Below are 14365 nucleotides of genomic sequence, written 5' to 3'. Positions count from 1 at the left end.
CAGGAGTAACTGGCCGGTAGCAGTCCGTAAGATTTTGCCTTCTTTCGTTGCACGACTGAGCACTCCTGAACGCTATTGCGGGCAGAGAGCTCGTACCGGCTCTCCGGTGCCGGGACGAGCAGGCACCGTTCATCCGACCGGAGGGACCGAAGGTTCCGTGAACCTTGATCTCGTGCGTGACTGGGCCGTGGCCGCCGTCGCGGTCCGCGTGTTCAGCGCCGACATACGGATGCTGCTGCGCCGCCTCGCCGCCGCCCAGGTGCTGGCAGGCGTCTCCGAACTCACCCGTACGGGCGGCCGCACGCTTCCGCGTACCCGTGCCTGCACCCACCGCGCGCCCGACCGGAGCGCCCCGTACGGCCTTCGGCGCGACGACGACCTCCAGGAGGGCGAGCGCTGATGACCGACGACGAGCCGATCGCCGAACACCGTCCGCGGTCCCCGGAGGCCTTTCGCCCGGCGCCGGCCCGAGCGCCCCAGGCCGCCCCGCGCCACGAGAAGTATCCTTTCCGCCCTCCCGGCCCCCCGCCCGCGGACACCCCGGCCGGCGGCCCCTCGGGCACCCCCGTAGGCCGCCTCCCGGGCATCCCCGCCGGCTTCGGCCTGCCGGCCGACTTCCGCGCCTTCCACCAGCTCTACCGGGCGGGCTACATCCGGTACGCCGAGCTCCACCTGAAGTCCCGGGCGGACGCCGAGGAAGCCGTCGACCTCGCCTTCGAACAGCTCATGATCGCCTGGCAGACCGTGCTGCAGCAGCCGGTCCCCGAGGCGTACGCCTGGCGCGTGGTGAAGAACCGCACCACCGACCACGCCAGGGCCCGCGGCCGCCGTCCGGTCGTCGTCGACGTCGCCGCCTTCGAGACCCACTCCCTGCGCCACTCCCTGGACCCGATCGGCGAGTTGGAGGAATCCCTGACCCTCTACCAGGCCGTCGCGGCCCTGCCGGAGCGCCAGCGCGACGTGATGCTGCTGCGCTACGCACTCGGGTACGCCACCAAGGAGACGGCGCGCCTCATGGGCATCACCGAGGCCGGAGTCCGCTCCACCACCCGCCACGCACGCCGCCGACTGCGCCAGGCGTTCGGCCTGGAGGAAGGGGAGGGCGATGCCCGCTTCACGGACTGATCTGGACCAGATCCTGGCCAAGGCGCGCCTGGACACGCCCGCGTACAGCGACCGCGAACTGGCCGCGGCGGAAGCCCGGCTGGGCGCGCGCGTCGCCGACCGCGTGCTGTACGGAGCCCTGTCCTTCGACGCGGCCATACAGGCCCGCGTGGAGGCCGCCGTCGGGCGCGGCCGTACGACGGGCGAACGCGAACCCACCGAGCAGCGCCAGATGTACGACGCCGCGCAGGACCTCCAGCGCCTGTGCGCCCTCGTGGTCGGCGAGCCCGACGCGCTGCACCAGATGTCCGTCTTCATCGGCGGCCGCGTCCTCGAACCGGACGGCGCGCGTGTCCTGGCCTGTGTGCTCCAGCTGGCCGGCCGCGAGGACTCTGCCCGCTTCTGGTGGCAGTACGCCGCCGGTGCCGGCGACACCTCCGCCGCCTACTGCCTCTACCTCCACCACCTCTCCCTGGCCGAGGTCGGCGAGGCCCATTGGTGGCACGCCCACGCCGACCCGGACCGCCCCGCCCGCACCCGCCCCTCGGCCGACGCCTACGACCTGGTCATCTCCTGGGCCATCACCCTCGAAATCGCCCGCGGGAACGGCAACCCGCCGCCCCTGACCACCGCCGCGGCCGTGGTCGGCTACGTCTCCCGGGCCATCCAGTTCACCGGCGACGCCGACCTCGACCTCCCGCTCCCGCCGGCCGGCTTCGCCGAACGCATCGAGCAGCTGACCACCGTGCGCCCCTGACCCCCGCGCATCCGGGGCGCCGCGGTCAGCGGGCCCGGGCCGCGTGCTCGACGGCGGCCGCGGCCAGCCCGGTGATCAGCGGGTGGGCCCGGGTGCCGTCACCGTCCAGCTCGGGCTGGAAGAGGGTGGCCAGGAAGAAGGGGTGGGCGGGCAGCTCCGCGATGCGGACGTCCCCCGACTCGTCGGTGCCGGTGAAGGACAGGCCGTGCTCGCGCAGGACGTCGAGGTGGCGGGGGCTGGGGCCGTAGGTGCAGTGGTAGCGCGCCTGTATACGGCCGGCGCCGAGCAGGCGGGCGGCCCGGGAGCCGGGAGCGATCTCGACGGCGCCCTCGTGACCGGCCAGGGAACAGGCCAGCGGGACGACCACCGCCTCCTCGGGGGCGGTCGCCGGGGCGTTCTCGGCGTGGCCGGCGCGGGTCAGTCCGCAGACGTTACGGGCGAACTCCAGCAGCGCGTGCTGAAAACCGCCGCAGGTGCCCAGGAAGGGGATGCCGCCCTCACGTGCGGACCGGATCGCGGCCAGGGCGCCCGCCTCGCTGCGGTAGGGGCTGCCCGGCAGGACCCAGACGGCGTCGAAGCCCGCCATGCCCTGGCCGGCGTCCTCGGTGGGGACCCAGTACGCGTCCAGGTCCAGCCCGTCCCGTACGCGCAACGCCTTGAGCAGGCCGGGGATGCGGACATGGGAGCGGACGGTGTCGGAGCGGTCCCCGACCAGGGCGATGCGTGCCGTGTGATACATGGAAACGATCCTGCGCCCGGGGCTCGCATCAGGTCCAACGATGATTTCCGTACACCGCATAAGCGTTGCTGATGCCGGTCGGAAATGCTTGCGCCATGGACCCCCACCTGCTGCGCACCTTCGTGGCCGTACTCGACCACCGGTCGTTCTCCACCGCCGCGGCGGCCCTCGGCTACACCCAGTCCGCCGTCTCCCAGCACATCGCCGCCCTCGAAGCCGACCTGGGCACCCGGCTCGTCGAACGCCGCCCCGTGGCCCCCACACCGGCCGGGACACGCCTGATGGAGCACGCCCCCGCCCTCCTGCTGCGCCTGGACGTCGCCCGCGCGGACATCGCCCGCCTGCACCGCACCGATCCCACCCGGCTGACCCTGGCCTGTTCGCCCGCCGCGCTGACCCCCTCCGTCGCGCAGGCGCTGGCCCGCCTGCACGGCACCGGCCACCCACTCGACCTCGAAGTGCGGGTGACGGGCCGGGAAACGGTCACCGAGGACGTGCTCACCGGGCGCGCCGACCTCGGACTCGTCGACGGTGTCGCGGCCCCCAGCGACCCGCTGCCGCTGCCCGACCTCGGCCCGGCCACCACCCGCGTCGCGGCCGAGGAGCCCTTGGCCGTGCTCTTCCCCGGCGGCCACCCCTTGGCGCGGCGCCGCTCGGTGCGGCTGGCCGACCTGTCGCAGGCCCAGTGGATCGACGCGCCCGACACCGCCGTACCCCTCGACCGGCTGCGCGCCGTGTGCCGTACCGACGGCTTCCGCCCGCGCATCCGCCACCGCGGAACCGATCTGCACGGCCTCGCCGCCCTGGCCGCCGCCGGTCACGGCCTCGCCGCCCTCCCCCTGCCCCTGGCCGCCACGCTCGCCGGCACAGCCGTCCCGGTCCAGTCCCCCCGCCTCGCACACCGCACCGAACTCGTCCACCCCGCCGACCCCACGGACCCCGCGAGCCGACTGGCCGACCTCATCTGCCGCGCCTAGGGCAGCTCGGGACGGACCAGCGCCCGCGCGAACGGTTCGCCGGTGGACCGGGCGCAGGCCATCCGCTCCCGCACCTCCCTGAGGGTGCGTGGTCGGTAACCGGGGCCACCCCGTGGCCCCCACGACGCAATGTGATCTGTCTTCCATAACCGGTCCTCCGGGGCAACCGTTTGCCCGGTCAGTGGTCGCACAGGCGTACGCATCTGACAGCTCAGGCGACATTTCAGGAAGGTCTCCTTGATGAAGTTCCGCCAAGCCCTGACGGCCGCGGCGGCAGCGGCCGTCATCGCGCCCGCCGCCGTACTGGCGGTGCCCGGCGCCGCGTTCGCCGCCCAGGCGCCGCATCCGTCGGCCCACACCGACGAGTCGCAGAAGACCGGCAGCCCGCAGGACGGCGGCCCGGCCGCCGGGACCGACGGGAACCCGAAGCCCGGCTCCGGGGAGGACACCAAGCCGGGTACGGGCGAGGACACCAAGCCCGGCTCCGGGAACGACACCGGTCCCGGTACGGGCAACGACCCCAAGCCTCAGCCCGGCAAGGAGCCCGGCAAGGAGCCCGGCAAGGAGCCCGGCAAGGAAACCGGCAAGGACACCGACCCCGCCCCCGGCAAGGAGCCCGGAACCAATCCCGGCACCCCGCCCGGCGGTTCCCCGTCCGAGGACGACGACTCGCACAACGAGTGCCCGATCGCGCCGCACGACTTGCGGCTGGCGGTCAAGGGGCTGCAGTCCACGTTCGTCGCCGGTGCCGACTGGAGCCACTCCACCATCACGGTCAGCAACAACACCGACACGGACATGGAGGAGGTCCGGCTGGACCCGTTCATTTCCTCCGCCGAGGAAGTCGATTACGCGTACGCCGAGTTCGAGGCGTCGTACCGCAACCCGGTGACGGGCAAGTGGGTGAGCATCCCGGGCTACGATCAGCCCGACGAGATCCCCACCTTCTCCCTCGCCGCGCACCGCACCCTCACGATCCCGCTGCGTATCCGCGCGGTCGCGAAGGCCACGCCCGGCCGTGGCTACTTGATCATGGAGGGGGATTTCCAGAACAAGGGCGGGCTCTGCGCCCTGTCCAACCACGGGGAGTACCACTTCACCATCGCCCCGGCGCACGGCGGGACCGGCAAGCCCGGCAAGCCTGCCAAGCCCGCGCCGGTCGCCGAGCCGCAGCACGGCCGCACGCCGCAGGGCGGTGTCACGCAGATCTCCGGCAAGACCCAGCTGGCCGCGACCGGATCGTCCTCGGCGCTGCCGATGATCGCCCTGGTGGGCGGCGTGGCGATGGCCGTGGGAGCGGGCGCGATCATCACCGTACGCCGCCGCAGGACCGCTGCCGGCCCGGGAGCCGCGGCGTAGGAACGGCAAGAACGCAAGGACCTGTGTGCCGGGCCCGGCGACATCCCGGGCCCGGCACCGGAGCCCGGCGGCTGTCCGGGCCCGGCACCGGTGCGCTACCGGGCCCGGTCGCCCCGCACCGTGTCCACGAACGCCGCCGGGTCCCGGGGCAACTCGTCGCCGCGCCACGCCACATGGCCGTCCGGGCGGACCAGCACGAAGGACCGTTCGTAGAGCTTGGCGACCTCTTCCGGTCCGCCGCCGTGCACGGTCAGCGGCACGCCCCGCTCGGCGAACGCGCGCTCGACGCCCGCGAGTCCGTCGTGCCCGTGCCCGTGCCCGTCGAAGCGCAACAGGACGAATCCGCGGCCGAACAGGTCGAGCGTGGAGGTGGTGGCGTCCCACCACGCGTGCGCGGCGCGGTAGCCCGGCTCGCTGCCGGGGCGCCAGTCGGCGTCCGGCTTGCCGTGGCGCACCGGTACGTCGGGGTCTTCGAGGACGGCCGCCGAGCGGTAGCGCAGCCCGAAGTGGATCTCCGGGGCGTCGAATTCCCGCTCCACGCCGCTGTCGGCCAGCCGCTGCGCCATCTCCGTACGGGCCCGCTCGCCCTCGGGCCCTTCGAGGTGGATCTCCGGCGGCACCTCGCGGCGCATGGTGCGCTGCAGGTTGGCGTTGGCCTCCCGCAGGCTCTCCACGGCGACGGGCCGGCGCTCGGTCTCGTACGTGTCGAGCAGGTGGCGCCCGGCCCAGCCGTCCAGCGCGGCGGCGAGCTTCCAGCTCAGGTCGGCGGCGTCGGCTATGCCGGTGTTGAGCCCGAAGCCGCCGGAGGGCGACAGGGTGTGCGCGGCGTCGCCGGCGAGGAAGACGCGGCCGGCCCGGTAGCGGTCGGCGACGCGGTGGGTGAGGTGCCACTCGCCGTCGCTCAGCAGCTCCACCGGCGTGTCGACGGCGAGGGCGTCGCCGATCAGGGCCAGTGCGTCGACCCGGTCGCCGGTGTCGTCGTCCGCGCCCACGACCAGGTTGTACAGGTCGCTGCCGTTCAGCGAGCGCATGGGGAAGCGCAGCGTGGACGACAGCATGAGGAAGTAGACGAGGGCCGTCCGGTCGCCGAGCAGCCGCCCCAGTTCGGGGGCGCGGAAGAGGACGTTGCGGAAGACCTGCGTACGGTGGCGGGCCGGCGCGTCGATGCCGCAGGACCGGCGGACGGGGGAGTTGGCGCCGTCGCAGGCGACCACGTAGCGCGCCCGGACGGTGCCGGTCGTACCGGTGGCGTGGTCGGTGAGGGCGGCCTCGACGTGGTCATCGGCCTGCCGGACGTGGTCGACGGTCGTACGCAGTCGCAGCGGGCCGTCCGGGTGGACGCCGACGGCCTCGGTCAGCACCGGGTTCAGCCAGTGTGCCGGGCAGATCTGGTCGGGCTCGGGGGTGTGGGCGAAGGCCGGGCGGTCCGCGGCCGTGCCGCGGCGGTAGCGGTGGATCTCGTGGCCGCCGACCCTGGTGACCCAGGCGATGTCCAGGGGGTGGTCGGCGGGCCAGCCGGCGCCGCGGATGGCGTCCGCGACGCCCCAGCGGCGGAACAGCTCCATCGAGCGCGGCCCGATCGTGCTCACCTTGGGGTGCCGGACCGTGCCGTCCCCGGCGTCGATGACCTGGCAGTCGATCCCGCGGTACGTCAGGTCCAGCGCCAGCGCCATCCCGACCGGGCCGCCGCCCACGATCAGCACGTCGGTCCACTCACCGGAACGCGTCATGTCGTTTCTTCCTTTCGCTGTGGCTCTGTCCTGGCTCTGTTCCGGTCCTGTGCGGGACCGGGGGCGTCGGGGGCGATGGAACGGGGGACGGGCGCGCGTACAGGCGCCGGGAGGGCGCGCACGCCCTCCCGGCACGCCGGTGGCTCAGGGGCGTTCCGCGGTGGCCAGCAGGCAGCCGAAGTCGTCGACGCCGGCCAGGTCGGACGGCTGGAAGGCGTCGTCGGAGAAGAAGTTGCTCTCGTCGAGGGCCACCGGACGGTCCTCGACGGCGGCCAGCTTCGCGATCTCGTCGGCGAGGCGCAGCGTGGTCTGCTCCGTGACGTCGGTGAGGGAGCGCAGCCGCAGGCCGGCGCGGTGGAGCAGGGCGACGTAGTCGTCGATGTCCGCCGTGGTCGACATCAGGCCGCGGCAGAACTTGTCGATGCCCGGGTGCCGTACCTCCTTGCGCGGGTGGCGCTCGAACACGTCGGTCAGCACGAGCCGGCCGCCGGGGACGAGGACCCGGGCGATCTCGGTGAGCACCTGCTGCCGGTCCGGCATGTGGCAGAGCGACTCCAGGGCCATCACCGCGTCGAACGACGCGTCCGCGAAGGGCAGCTTCATCGCGTCGCCGTGCTGGAACACGGCCCGGTCGGCGACCCCGGCCTCGGCCGCCAGCCGGTTGGCGGTCTTGATCTGCTCCTCGCTGATGCTGATGCCGGTGACCCGCGCGCCGGTCCGCGCCACGACCCGCAGGCCGGGGCCGCCCACCCCGCAGCCCAGGTCGAGGACGTGGGACGAGGCGTCCACCCGGATGTGCTCGATGAACACGTCGGTGAGGCGGTCCATCGCCTCCTCGATCGTGGCCTCGGAGTCCGGTGTGTCCCAGTAGCCGATGTGCACGTTGGTGTTGAAGGTGCCGTCGTGCATCGCGTTCAGCGTCAGCCGGTCGTACAGCTCGCCGACGGCTCCCGGTACGGGCACGGTCTGGGCGGAGTCGGTCATGGCAACGGCCTTTCGGTCGACAGGTGCGGAAAGGTGGTGCGAAATGGTGGTGCGACAAGGTGGTGCGGGGCCGGTGAACGCGGGGCGTCCGGCGGGTTCGTGGCGCGGTGGGGACGGGTGCCCGCGCGCGGGGTCAGGCGTCCGCGATCACCGCGGCATCCCTGAGCCGTCCCTTCTCGATCTCCTGGCACCGGGCGTAGTCGGGCAGCAGCCCCTGCTGCCGCGCCTCGGCGAGGGTGATCGCCGCGCGGTCGCGCTCGGAGAGGACCGGTTCGGCGTCCTCGCCGACGGGCAGCCCGAGGGACGGATCGAGGGCGGACAGGGCGAGTTCGTTCTCCGGTACGTAGCTGCTGGAGAGCATGTAGGACATGACGGTGTCGTCCTCCAGCGCCACGAACGCGTGGCCCACCCCCACCGGGAAGTACATGGCCCGGTGGTCCTGCTGGTCCATCAGCACCGAGTCCCACCGGCCGTACGTGGGCGAGCCGACCCGGACGTCCACCACGATGTCCAGGGCCCTCCCGCGCGCGCAGTAGACGTACTTGGCGGTGCCGGGCGGCGTCACGGTGTAGTGGATTCCCCGTACGACGCCGCGCCGCGACACGCTGTGGTTGGTCTGCGCGACGGGGAAGAGCGGGGCGCCGTGCGCCTCGGTGAACGCCTCTTCCTGGTACGGCGAGATGAACAGGCCCCGGTTGTCGGGGAAGACGCGGGGGGTGAACTCCAGGGCGCCTTCGACGGTGAGTTCGCGTGCTTTCATGTCTGCTCCCGTGGCTCGGGTGTACGGCTCGGCGTGGTCGGCGGTCGGCGGGTGGTCACAGCGTCTGGAGCACCTCGCGCAGCGCGTGGATGACCTTGTCCTGGAGGTCGTGGGAGAGCGCGGGATACATCGGCAGCGAGAAGATCTCGGCGGCCAGCGCCTCGGTGACCGGCAGCGAGCCCTTGGCGTAGCCGAGGTGGGCGAAGCCGGTCATGGTGTGCACCGGCCACGGGTAGCTGATGTTCAGGTGGATGTCGTAGGCCTTGAGGCGCTCGATGATGTCGTCGCGCCGCGGGTGGCGCACCACGTACACGTAGTACACGTGCTCGTTGCCCGGGACGGTGCGCGGCAGTTGGATGCCGGTGCCGGCGAGGCCCTCGGCGTAGCGCCGCGCGACGGCCCTGCGGCCCGCGATGTAGGTGTCGAGCCGCTTGAGCTTGCGGCGCAGGATCTCGGCCTGGACCTCGTCCAGGCGGCTGTTGTGGGCGGGCGTCTCCAGCGTGTAGTAGCGCTCCTCCATGCCGTAGTAGCGCAGCCGCCGCAGCCGCTTCGCCACGGTCTCGTCGGAGGTGATCGTCGCGCCGCCGTCGCCGTACGCGCCGAGGACCTTGGTCGGGTAGAAGGAGAAGGCGGCGGCGTCGCCCGTCGTGCCCGCCGGCGTGCCGCCCTGCCGGGCCCCGTGGGCCTGGGCGCAGTCCTCCAGGAGGGCCAGCCCGTGCCGGTCGGCCAGCTCCTTCAGGGGCGCCAGGTCCACGCACTGGCCGTACAGGTGCACCGGGAGCAGGCACCGGGTGCGTTCGGTGATGGCCGCCGCCACCTGGCCGGTGTCCATGAGGAAGTCGTCCGCGCGGACGTCGACGAAGACGGGGGTGGCGCCCGTGGAGTCGATGGCGACCACGGTCGGCGCCGCGGTGTTGGACACCGTGATCACCTCGTCGCCGGGGCCGACGCCCAGCGCCTGGAGCCCGAGTTTGATCGCGTTGGTTCCGTTGTCGACACCGACGCAGTGGTCCACCCCGTGATAGGCGGCGAACTCCGTCTCGAAGCCGCGCACACTCTCGCCGAGCACGAGCTGCCCCGAATTGAAGACCGTCTCTACGGCGTCCAGGATGTCCCGACGCTCCGACTCGTACTCCGCCAGGTAGTCCCATACACGCGTGGTCATGTGCCAGCCTTTCCAGAACTGCGGCGGGCGGCCGTGCGCCGGCCGTACGCCTGCGGTGGGTGCGTATCAGAGGTGCTCGTCTTCACCGGCCGTCGTGCCCCGGCCGGTCCAGGGCGGCGACCAGGCGGCGCACCCCTTCGGGAAGCGGAATGCGCGGGTGCCAGCCGGTGGCCGTCCGGAACGGGGAGGAGTCGATGGTCACGCTGCGGAAGTCCGTCGCGGGGGCGTGCGCGGGCGGGGCCACGGACTCCACGGCGACCGGGCGCCGCCCGGTGAGCTCGGACGCGGTGCGGGCGATCAGCCGGAAGACGTCGCCGAGCGCGTCGCCCCGGCCGGCGCCGATCAGCCAGTGGCCGCCCACCAGGGACTCCGGGTGGTCGAGCGCCGCGGTGAACGCCGCCGCGACATCGTCGACGTGCACCAGGTCGCGCCGTACGGTCCCGTCGTGCCACATGGTCAGCGGCCGGCCGTCGAGTGCCCGCCGCGCCATGGCGGACACGACGCCGCGGTCCGCGGCACCGGGCGCCGCGCCCTCGCCGAACACCGTGGGCAGGCGCAGGCTGACGCCGCGCACCAGCCCCTCGGCCGTGGCCTTCTTCAGGATGTGCTCGGCCGTCAGCTTCTGACGGTCGTAGGCGGTCCCGGGCTCGTCCGGTTCGCTGCCGTCCAGCGGCTCCCGCGGCGGCACGCCGACCTGCGAGGCGGCGCCGCCGTAGACCACCAGCGGGGGCGTCCCGCTGCCGGTGTCCGGCCGCAGTACGCCGACGAGGTCCCGCATCACCCCCACGTTCACGCGCTCGGCCCCCGGGTCGTTCTCGGCCGCCCGCCACCCGCCGTCCGCCAGGAGGAGGTGCACCACCGCGTCCGATCCCGCGACGGCCTCGGCGAGCGCCGCCCGGTCGGTGAGGTCGGCGGTGACGACGCTCGTCTCGGCCGGGCCGGGAGGGGGTGTGCTCGGCCTGCGCGCCACGGCCCGCAGGCGGACCGGGCGGCGTGCCAGCGCGGCGGTGACGGCCGAGCCGACGAAGCCCGACGCGCCGAGCACGGTGATCAGTGGGGTGGGGTGCTGCGGTGTGCGCGGCATGTCACGCCTTTCCCTGGGGTCGCGCTGCTACGGCGTTGAGGCAGGCCAGGAGGGTGCGGGCCTCCACGTTGAGGTAGTGCCCGTGCCGGGTGAGGGCCCGGAGCTGTGCGGGCGTGGCCCAGATGTAGTCGGCCGGCGGGTCGAGCGCGGCCTCGGTGCCGTCGGCGTCGACGGCGAGGTAGCGGCTCCTGGCGTTGAGGAAGCGCCCGCCTTCCTCGGAGTGGACGGCTTCGTAGCGGATGCGCGACGGGGGCGCGTCCAGGACGGCGTCGAGGAAGGGCGGCCGGTCCGCCGCCGGGAGGTGGGCGTAGTTGCCGGGTGTGCACTGGACGGTCGGCGCCAGCTCGACCGTGTCCAGGAAGCCGCCCTCGGCCCGTGCGTGCACCAGCACGTGCGGCACGCCGCCGATCTCGCGGACGAGGAAGGCCGTCACCCCCAGGCCGACCGGTTCGATCAACGGCTGGCTCCAGCTGACCACTTCGCGGTTGCCGGCCCGTACGGCGACGGCGGCGACCTTGAAGTAGCGGCCGTCCTGGTGCTCGATCGTCTCGACGCCGTGCTTCCAGCCGCGTACCGAGGCCAGCGGGATGCGCCGCACGCGCACGTCGTGGCGGGAGCGTTCGCCGGTGAACCACGACAGCAGCTGTGCGTCGGACAGCAGCGCGCCGGGCGAGGTGTCCCGGTACGGCAGACAGGACAGCACGGTCCTGGCGTTCATGTTGACCGTCTCGTCCTCGTGGAGGAGTTCGGCGATCTGGCCGAGGGTGAGCCAGCGGAAGTCGTCCAGCGGGGGGACCTCGTCGACGGTCTCGACGATCATGTTGCGGTTGGACTTGCGGAAGAACCACGAGCCCTGTTCCGACTGGAGGACGTCGACGATCACGCGGTCGCGGTCGGGCCGCATGAAGTGGTCGATGAGCTTGACGTCCGTGCCCCGGTGGGCCTTGGTGTAGTTGCTGCGGGTGGCCTGCACGGTCGGGGAGAGCTGGAGCAGGTTGGGATTGCCCGGCTCCATCTTGGCCTGCATCAGGAAGTGCAGCACTCCGTCGATCTCCTTGGCCAGGATGCCCAGGATGCCGACTTCGGGCTGCCTGATGACGGGCTGCTGCCACTCCCGGCGGGGGCCGTCGCCGAAGGGCGCGCCGTGTTCCGCCACATGCATGCCCTCGACGGTGAAGAAGCGCCCGCTGCGGTGGACGAGGTTTCCGCTGCCGGGCTCGAAGCGCCACTCGCCCAGCTCCGCGAACGGTATGCGCTCCACGTGGAAGACGTGGGCGCGGCGGCGCTCGGCCAGCCAGGCGTGCACGTCCTCGGTCCGCAGCTGTGCCCCGCGGCCGGTCGCGGCCGACAGGGCGATACGGTCGGCCAGCCCGTGGTCCTCGCGCGGACGTACGGCGGCGGTGGCGGCAGGCGGTGGAGCCGGGCAAGACGACATCGGAGTACTCCCTGTCTGCGGGGCATCGGGGCAGGACGGTGGTCGCCCGGCCGTCGCGCGAGCGGCCGGCCACGCTCGTCGGGTCAGGGCCGCCGCGCGGTGATCACGACGTAGCCGGTGTGCGGGTGCCGCCCGAAGGCCTCCATCAGGTCGGCCGCCGCGCTGATCTGCCCGGCCGCGGCGGTGTCGAGGGAGGCGGCGATGCCCCGGAAGGCGGTCGCGGCGTGTCCGTAACTGGCGCGGACCCGCTCGCCGATGTCCGTCAGCTCCAGCAGCTCCCAGCCCGCTTCGGCCAGGCGTGCGCGGTGCTCGTCGGGCGTGTTGATCCCGGCGATCTCGTACACGCGCAGCATGCCGTCCAGTACGTCCTGGTCGTCGCCGGTGAACGGCTGCCGCTGGCACAGGTCGGTGACGACCAGCCGGCCGCCGGGACGGACGACGCGGTGGATCTCCCGCAGGGCGGCGGCCTGGTCGGGCATGTGCAGCAGCGATTCGATCGCCCAGGCGCCGTCGAAACTGCCGTCGTCGAAGGGCAGGTCCATGGCGTCCGCGAACTGGAAGGCGGCCCGGCCGCGCGCCGTGGAGCTGTCCGCCTGCGCGGTCGCGTGGGCGATCTGCTGGTGGCTGACGTTGATGCCGGTCACCCGTACGTCGTGGGCGCCCGCGATGCGCAGGGCCGGGTCGCCGTTGCCGCAGCCCACGTCCAGCAGCCGCTGGCCGGGCCGGAGGGCGAGGTGTCCGGCGACGAGGTCGGTGAGGCGGTCGGTGGCCTCGGTGATCGGGACGTCGTCGGCACCGTCCCAGTAGCCCACGTGGATGTTGCCGCCCAGCGCCGTGGTGGCCCCGGCGTCGGCGAACACGTCGTACACCTCGCCGACGGAGTCGGGCGTGGTGTCGGACTGCTGCGTCATGGCTGCCTTCCTTTCGTACGGTGTCGGTGGGTGTCGGAGTCGGGCGGCGGGTGCCGGTGGGCCGTGCCGGTCACGGCCGGCCGGGCATGCTCAGCACCAGGCGCTTCGGCCCGTGGAAGACCATGTCGTCGGCGTATTCGACCTGCTGACCGCCGCTGCCCAGCGCGGGGAGGCCGTCCAGCAGCGCCTTGAGGCCGATCTCGGCCTCGGCGCGGGCCAGCGTCGCGCCGAGGCAGTAGTGGATGCCCAGTCCGAAGCCCAGGTTCCGGTCGGCGGGCCGGTGGATGTCCAGCTCGTCGGGGCGCGGGAAGCGCCCGGGGTCCCGGTTCGCCGAGCCCAGCAGGGCGATCACGCGGCTGCCGCGCGGCACGTCCTGCCCGCCGAGACGGCTGTCCCGGTACGCCCAGCGCGTGACCGCCTGCACCGGCGGGTCGTAGCGCAGAAGCTCCTCGACCGCCCCCGGCAGCGACTCGGGCGCGCCGCGCAGCCCGTCGAGGACCCGGGGGTGCGCCCGCAGCGTCAGCACCGCCTTGGCCAGCAGGTTGGTGGTGGTCTCGTGTCCGGCGGTCAGCAGGTGGACACAGGTCCCCACGATCCCGTCCACGCTCAGCGGCGCACCGCCGTCCCGCGCGCGGACGAGGAGCGTGAGCAGGTCGGCGCGGTCGTCCCCGCGCCGCCGGCGCACCTCCTCGCGGAAGTAGCGGTCGAACTCCCGGGCGGCCGCCTCGGCGCGCGCGTAGCCGCCCGTACCGTTGCGCGACCGGGTGGAGCTGGCCTCCTGGAGGGCCACCGCCTCGGCGCGCAGCCAGGCCTGGTGCTCCGGCGGGACGCCGAGCAGTTCGCAGATGACGAGGATGGGGAACGGCGCCGCGAAACCCTCGACGAGGTCGGCCTCCCCGTGCCGTCCGAGCCGCTCCAGGAGCCCGTGCGCGATCTGCGCGATACGGGGCCGCAGCCCGGCGACCATCGAGGGCGAGAACTCCTTGCCGAGCAGGGAGCGCAGCTCGGTGTGGCGCGGCGGGTCCAGGAACACCAGCCAGTTCTCGACGATGGTCCGCAGCGCCCGGTACTCGGCGGGTATCGGCACGGACGCGGCGCCCGGATCGCCGGACGCCACGCGCGCGTCCCGGCCGAAACCCCGGTCCGACAGCACCCGGACGACCTCGTCGTAGGAGAAGACGTAATAGGTGTCCGGCCTGCCCGCCTCCGACGCGCCGCGGTGGACGGGCGCGGCCTCCAGATAGCGCCGGTACACCGGGTACGGGTGGGCGATGTCCTCGCGGCCCCAGCCCTTGAGGTCGAACCGCGGCAGCGTCGCGGATGGCATGCGGTCTCCGTAAGTTGTCGGGTGGCCCGGGAG

Annotated in this window: 14 protein-coding genes and 1 pseudogene; 5 read left to right on the top strand and 10 right to left on the bottom strand. The window is 73.2% G+C overall.

Translation table 11 applies throughout. The features are described from left to right. The first annotated feature begins 172 nt into the window (after positions 1-172). Genes ACFV57_RS04310 through ACFV57_RS04300 form a run of 3 tightly spaced genes read left to right on the top strand, consistent with a single transcriptional unit; the run spans position 173 to position 1861 of the window. Complete coding sequence (locus tag ACFV57_RS04310) at positions 173-400, top strand: hypothetical protein (RefSeq protein ID WP_385225502.1); 228 nt, start codon at positions 173-175, stop codon at positions 398-400. Next, positions 400-1125, top strand: a complete 726-nt coding sequence (locus ACFV57_RS04305) for an RNA polymerase sigma factor (RefSeq protein ID WP_385225500.1) — start codon at positions 400-402, stop codon at positions 1123-1125. Before ACFV57_RS04310 ends, ACFV57_RS04305 begins: the two co-directional genes overlap by 1 nt. Continuing rightward, a complete protein-coding gene (locus ACFV57_RS04300) occupies positions 1106-1861 on the top strand; it encodes a hypothetical protein (RefSeq protein WP_385225498.1) in 756 nt (251 codons plus the stop codon). Before ACFV57_RS04305 ends, ACFV57_RS04300 begins: the two co-directional genes overlap by 20 nt. A 25-nt stretch (positions 1862-1886) precedes the next feature. On the opposite strand, the gene ACFV57_RS04295 is transcribed toward ACFV57_RS04300, so the two are convergent. Beyond that, positions 1887-2600: a hypothetical protein gene (locus tag ACFV57_RS04295; RefSeq protein ID WP_385225496.1), complete on the bottom strand. Its 714-nt coding sequence runs from the start codon at positions 2598-2600 to the stop codon at positions 1887-1889. Between the two features lie 95 nt (positions 2601-2695). On the opposite strand from ACFV57_RS04295, the gene ACFV57_RS04290 reads away from it, so the two are divergent. Then, on the top strand, positions 2696-3577 hold the full coding sequence (locus ACFV57_RS04290; RefSeq protein ID WP_385225494.1) for a LysR family transcriptional regulator: 882 nt from the start codon (positions 2696-2698) through the stop codon (positions 3575-3577). Here the strand turns inward: ACFV57_RS04290 and ACFV57_RS04285 are convergent. Continuing rightward, positions 3574-3687 (bottom strand): annotated as a pseudogene (locus ACFV57_RS04285) (deoxyxylulose-5-phosphate synthase); the annotation flags it as partial. The gene ACFV57_RS04290 and the pseudogene ACFV57_RS04285 overlap by 4 nt on opposite strands. A 130-nt stretch (positions 3688-3817) precedes the next feature. Here ACFV57_RS04285 and ACFV57_RS04280 point away from each other — a divergent pair. Then, positions 3818-4936: an LAETG motif-containing sortase-dependent surface protein gene (locus ACFV57_RS04280; RefSeq protein ID WP_385225492.1), complete on the top strand. Its 1119-nt coding sequence runs from the start codon at positions 3818-3820 to the stop codon at positions 4934-4936. Positions 4937-5031: 95 nt separating this feature from the next. Here the strand turns inward: ACFV57_RS04280 and ACFV57_RS04275 are convergent, their stop codons facing one another. The 8 genes from ACFV57_RS04275 to ACFV57_RS04240 form a co-directional block, all read right to left on the bottom strand. Next, positions 5032-6666, bottom strand: a complete 1635-nt coding sequence (locus ACFV57_RS04275; protein WP_385225490.1) for an FAD-dependent monooxygenase — start codon at positions 6664-6666, stop codon at positions 5032-5034. A gap of 144 nt (positions 6667-6810) precedes the next feature. Then, positions 6811-7650, bottom strand: a complete 840-nt coding sequence (locus ACFV57_RS04270; RefSeq protein ID WP_385225488.1) for an SAM-dependent methyltransferase — start codon at positions 7648-7650, stop codon at positions 6811-6813. A gap of 133 nt (positions 7651-7783) precedes the next feature. Beyond that, on the bottom strand, positions 7784-8410 hold the full coding sequence (locus ACFV57_RS04265; RefSeq protein ID WP_385225486.1) for a dTDP-4-dehydrorhamnose 3,5-epimerase family protein: 627 nt from the start codon (positions 8408-8410) through the stop codon (positions 7784-7786). A 55-nt stretch (positions 8411-8465) separates the two neighbouring features. Next, positions 8466-9575 (bottom strand): DegT/DnrJ/EryC1/StrS family aminotransferase, encoded by a 1110-nt coding sequence (locus ACFV57_RS04260; RefSeq protein WP_385225484.1) that lies wholly within the window; start codon positions 9573-9575, stop codon positions 8466-8468. A gap of 82 nt (positions 9576-9657) precedes the next feature. Then, positions 9658-10659: an NAD-dependent epimerase/dehydratase gene (locus tag ACFV57_RS04255; protein WP_385225482.1), complete on the bottom strand. Its 1002-nt coding sequence runs from the start codon at positions 10657-10659 to the stop codon at positions 9658-9660. A gap of 1 nt (position 10660) precedes the next feature. Further along, positions 10661-12094 (bottom strand): NDP-hexose 2,3-dehydratase family protein, encoded by a 1434-nt coding sequence (locus ACFV57_RS04250; protein ID WP_385225480.1) that lies wholly within the window; start codon positions 12092-12094, stop codon positions 10661-10663. 83 nt (positions 12095-12177) lie between these two features. Continuing rightward, positions 12178-13005 carry a methyltransferase domain-containing protein gene (locus tag ACFV57_RS04245; RefSeq protein ID WP_385225478.1) on the bottom strand — a complete coding sequence of 276 codons (828 nt, stop codon included), beginning with the start codon at positions 13003-13005 and terminating at the stop codon, positions 12178-12180. A 70-nt stretch (positions 13006-13075) separates the two neighbouring features. Next, complete coding sequence (locus tag ACFV57_RS04240; RefSeq protein WP_385225476.1) at positions 13076-14332, bottom strand: cytochrome P450; 1257 nt, start codon at positions 14330-14332, stop codon at positions 13076-13078. Positions 14333-14365 lie beyond the last annotated feature (33 nt).

Source organism: Streptomyces sp. NPDC059788, from assembly GCF_042732265.1.
Lineage (GTDB): Bacteria > Actinomycetota > Actinomycetes > Streptomycetales > Streptomycetaceae > Streptomyces.
This window is presented reverse-complemented; position numbering and strand designations above follow the sequence as displayed.

What these genes read in the sequence shown, in the direction of transcription:
- ACFV57_RS04305 (WP_385225500.1), top strand. Translation starts at nt 400, where the DNA reads ATGACCGACGACGAGCCGATCGCCGAACACCGTCCGCGGTCCCCGGAG.
- ACFV57_RS04300 (WP_385225498.1), top strand. Translation starts at nt 1,106, where the DNA reads ATGCCCGCTTCACGGACTGATCTGGACCAGATCCTGGCCAAGGCGCGC.
- ACFV57_RS04295 (WP_385225496.1), bottom strand. Translation starts at nt 2,600, where the DNA reads ATGTATCACACGGCACGCATCGCCCTGGTCGGGGACCGCTCCGACACC.
- ACFV57_RS04290 (WP_385225494.1), top strand. Translation starts at nt 2,696, where the DNA reads ATGGACCCCCACCTGCTGCGCACCTTCGTGGCCGTACTCGACCACCGG.
- ACFV57_RS04280 (WP_385225492.1), top strand. Translation starts at nt 3,818, where the DNA reads ATGAAGTTCCGCCAAGCCCTGACGGCCGCGGCGGCAGCGGCCGTCATC.
- ACFV57_RS04275 (WP_385225490.1), bottom strand. Translation starts at nt 6,666, where the DNA reads ATGACGCGTTCCGGTGAGTGGACCGACGTGCTGATCGTGGGCGGCGGC.
- ACFV57_RS04270 (WP_385225488.1), bottom strand. Translation starts at nt 7,650, where the DNA reads ATGACCGACTCCGCCCAGACCGTGCCCGTACCGGGAGCCGTCGGCGAG.
- ACFV57_RS04265 (WP_385225486.1), bottom strand. Translation starts at nt 8,410, where the DNA reads ATGAAAGCACGCGAACTCACCGTCGAAGGCGCCCTGGAGTTCACCCCC.
- ACFV57_RS04260 (WP_385225484.1), bottom strand. Translation starts at nt 9,575, where the DNA reads ATGACCACGCGTGTATGGGACTACCTGGCGGAGTACGAGTCGGAGCGT.
- ACFV57_RS04255 (WP_385225482.1), bottom strand. Translation starts at nt 10,659, where the DNA reads ATGCCGCGCACACCGCAGCACCCCACCCCACTGATCACCGTGCTCGGC.
- ACFV57_RS04250 (WP_385225480.1), bottom strand. Translation starts at nt 12,094, where the DNA reads ATGTCGTCTTGCCCGGCTCCACCGCCTGCCGCCACCGCCGCCGTACGT.
- ACFV57_RS04245 (WP_385225478.1), bottom strand. Translation starts at nt 13,005, where the DNA reads ATGACGCAGCAGTCCGACACCACGCCCGACTCCGTCGGCGAGGTGTAC.
- ACFV57_RS04240 (WP_385225476.1), bottom strand. Translation starts at nt 14,332, where the DNA reads ATGCCATCCGCGACGCTGCCGCGGTTCGACCTCAAGGGCTGGGGCCGC.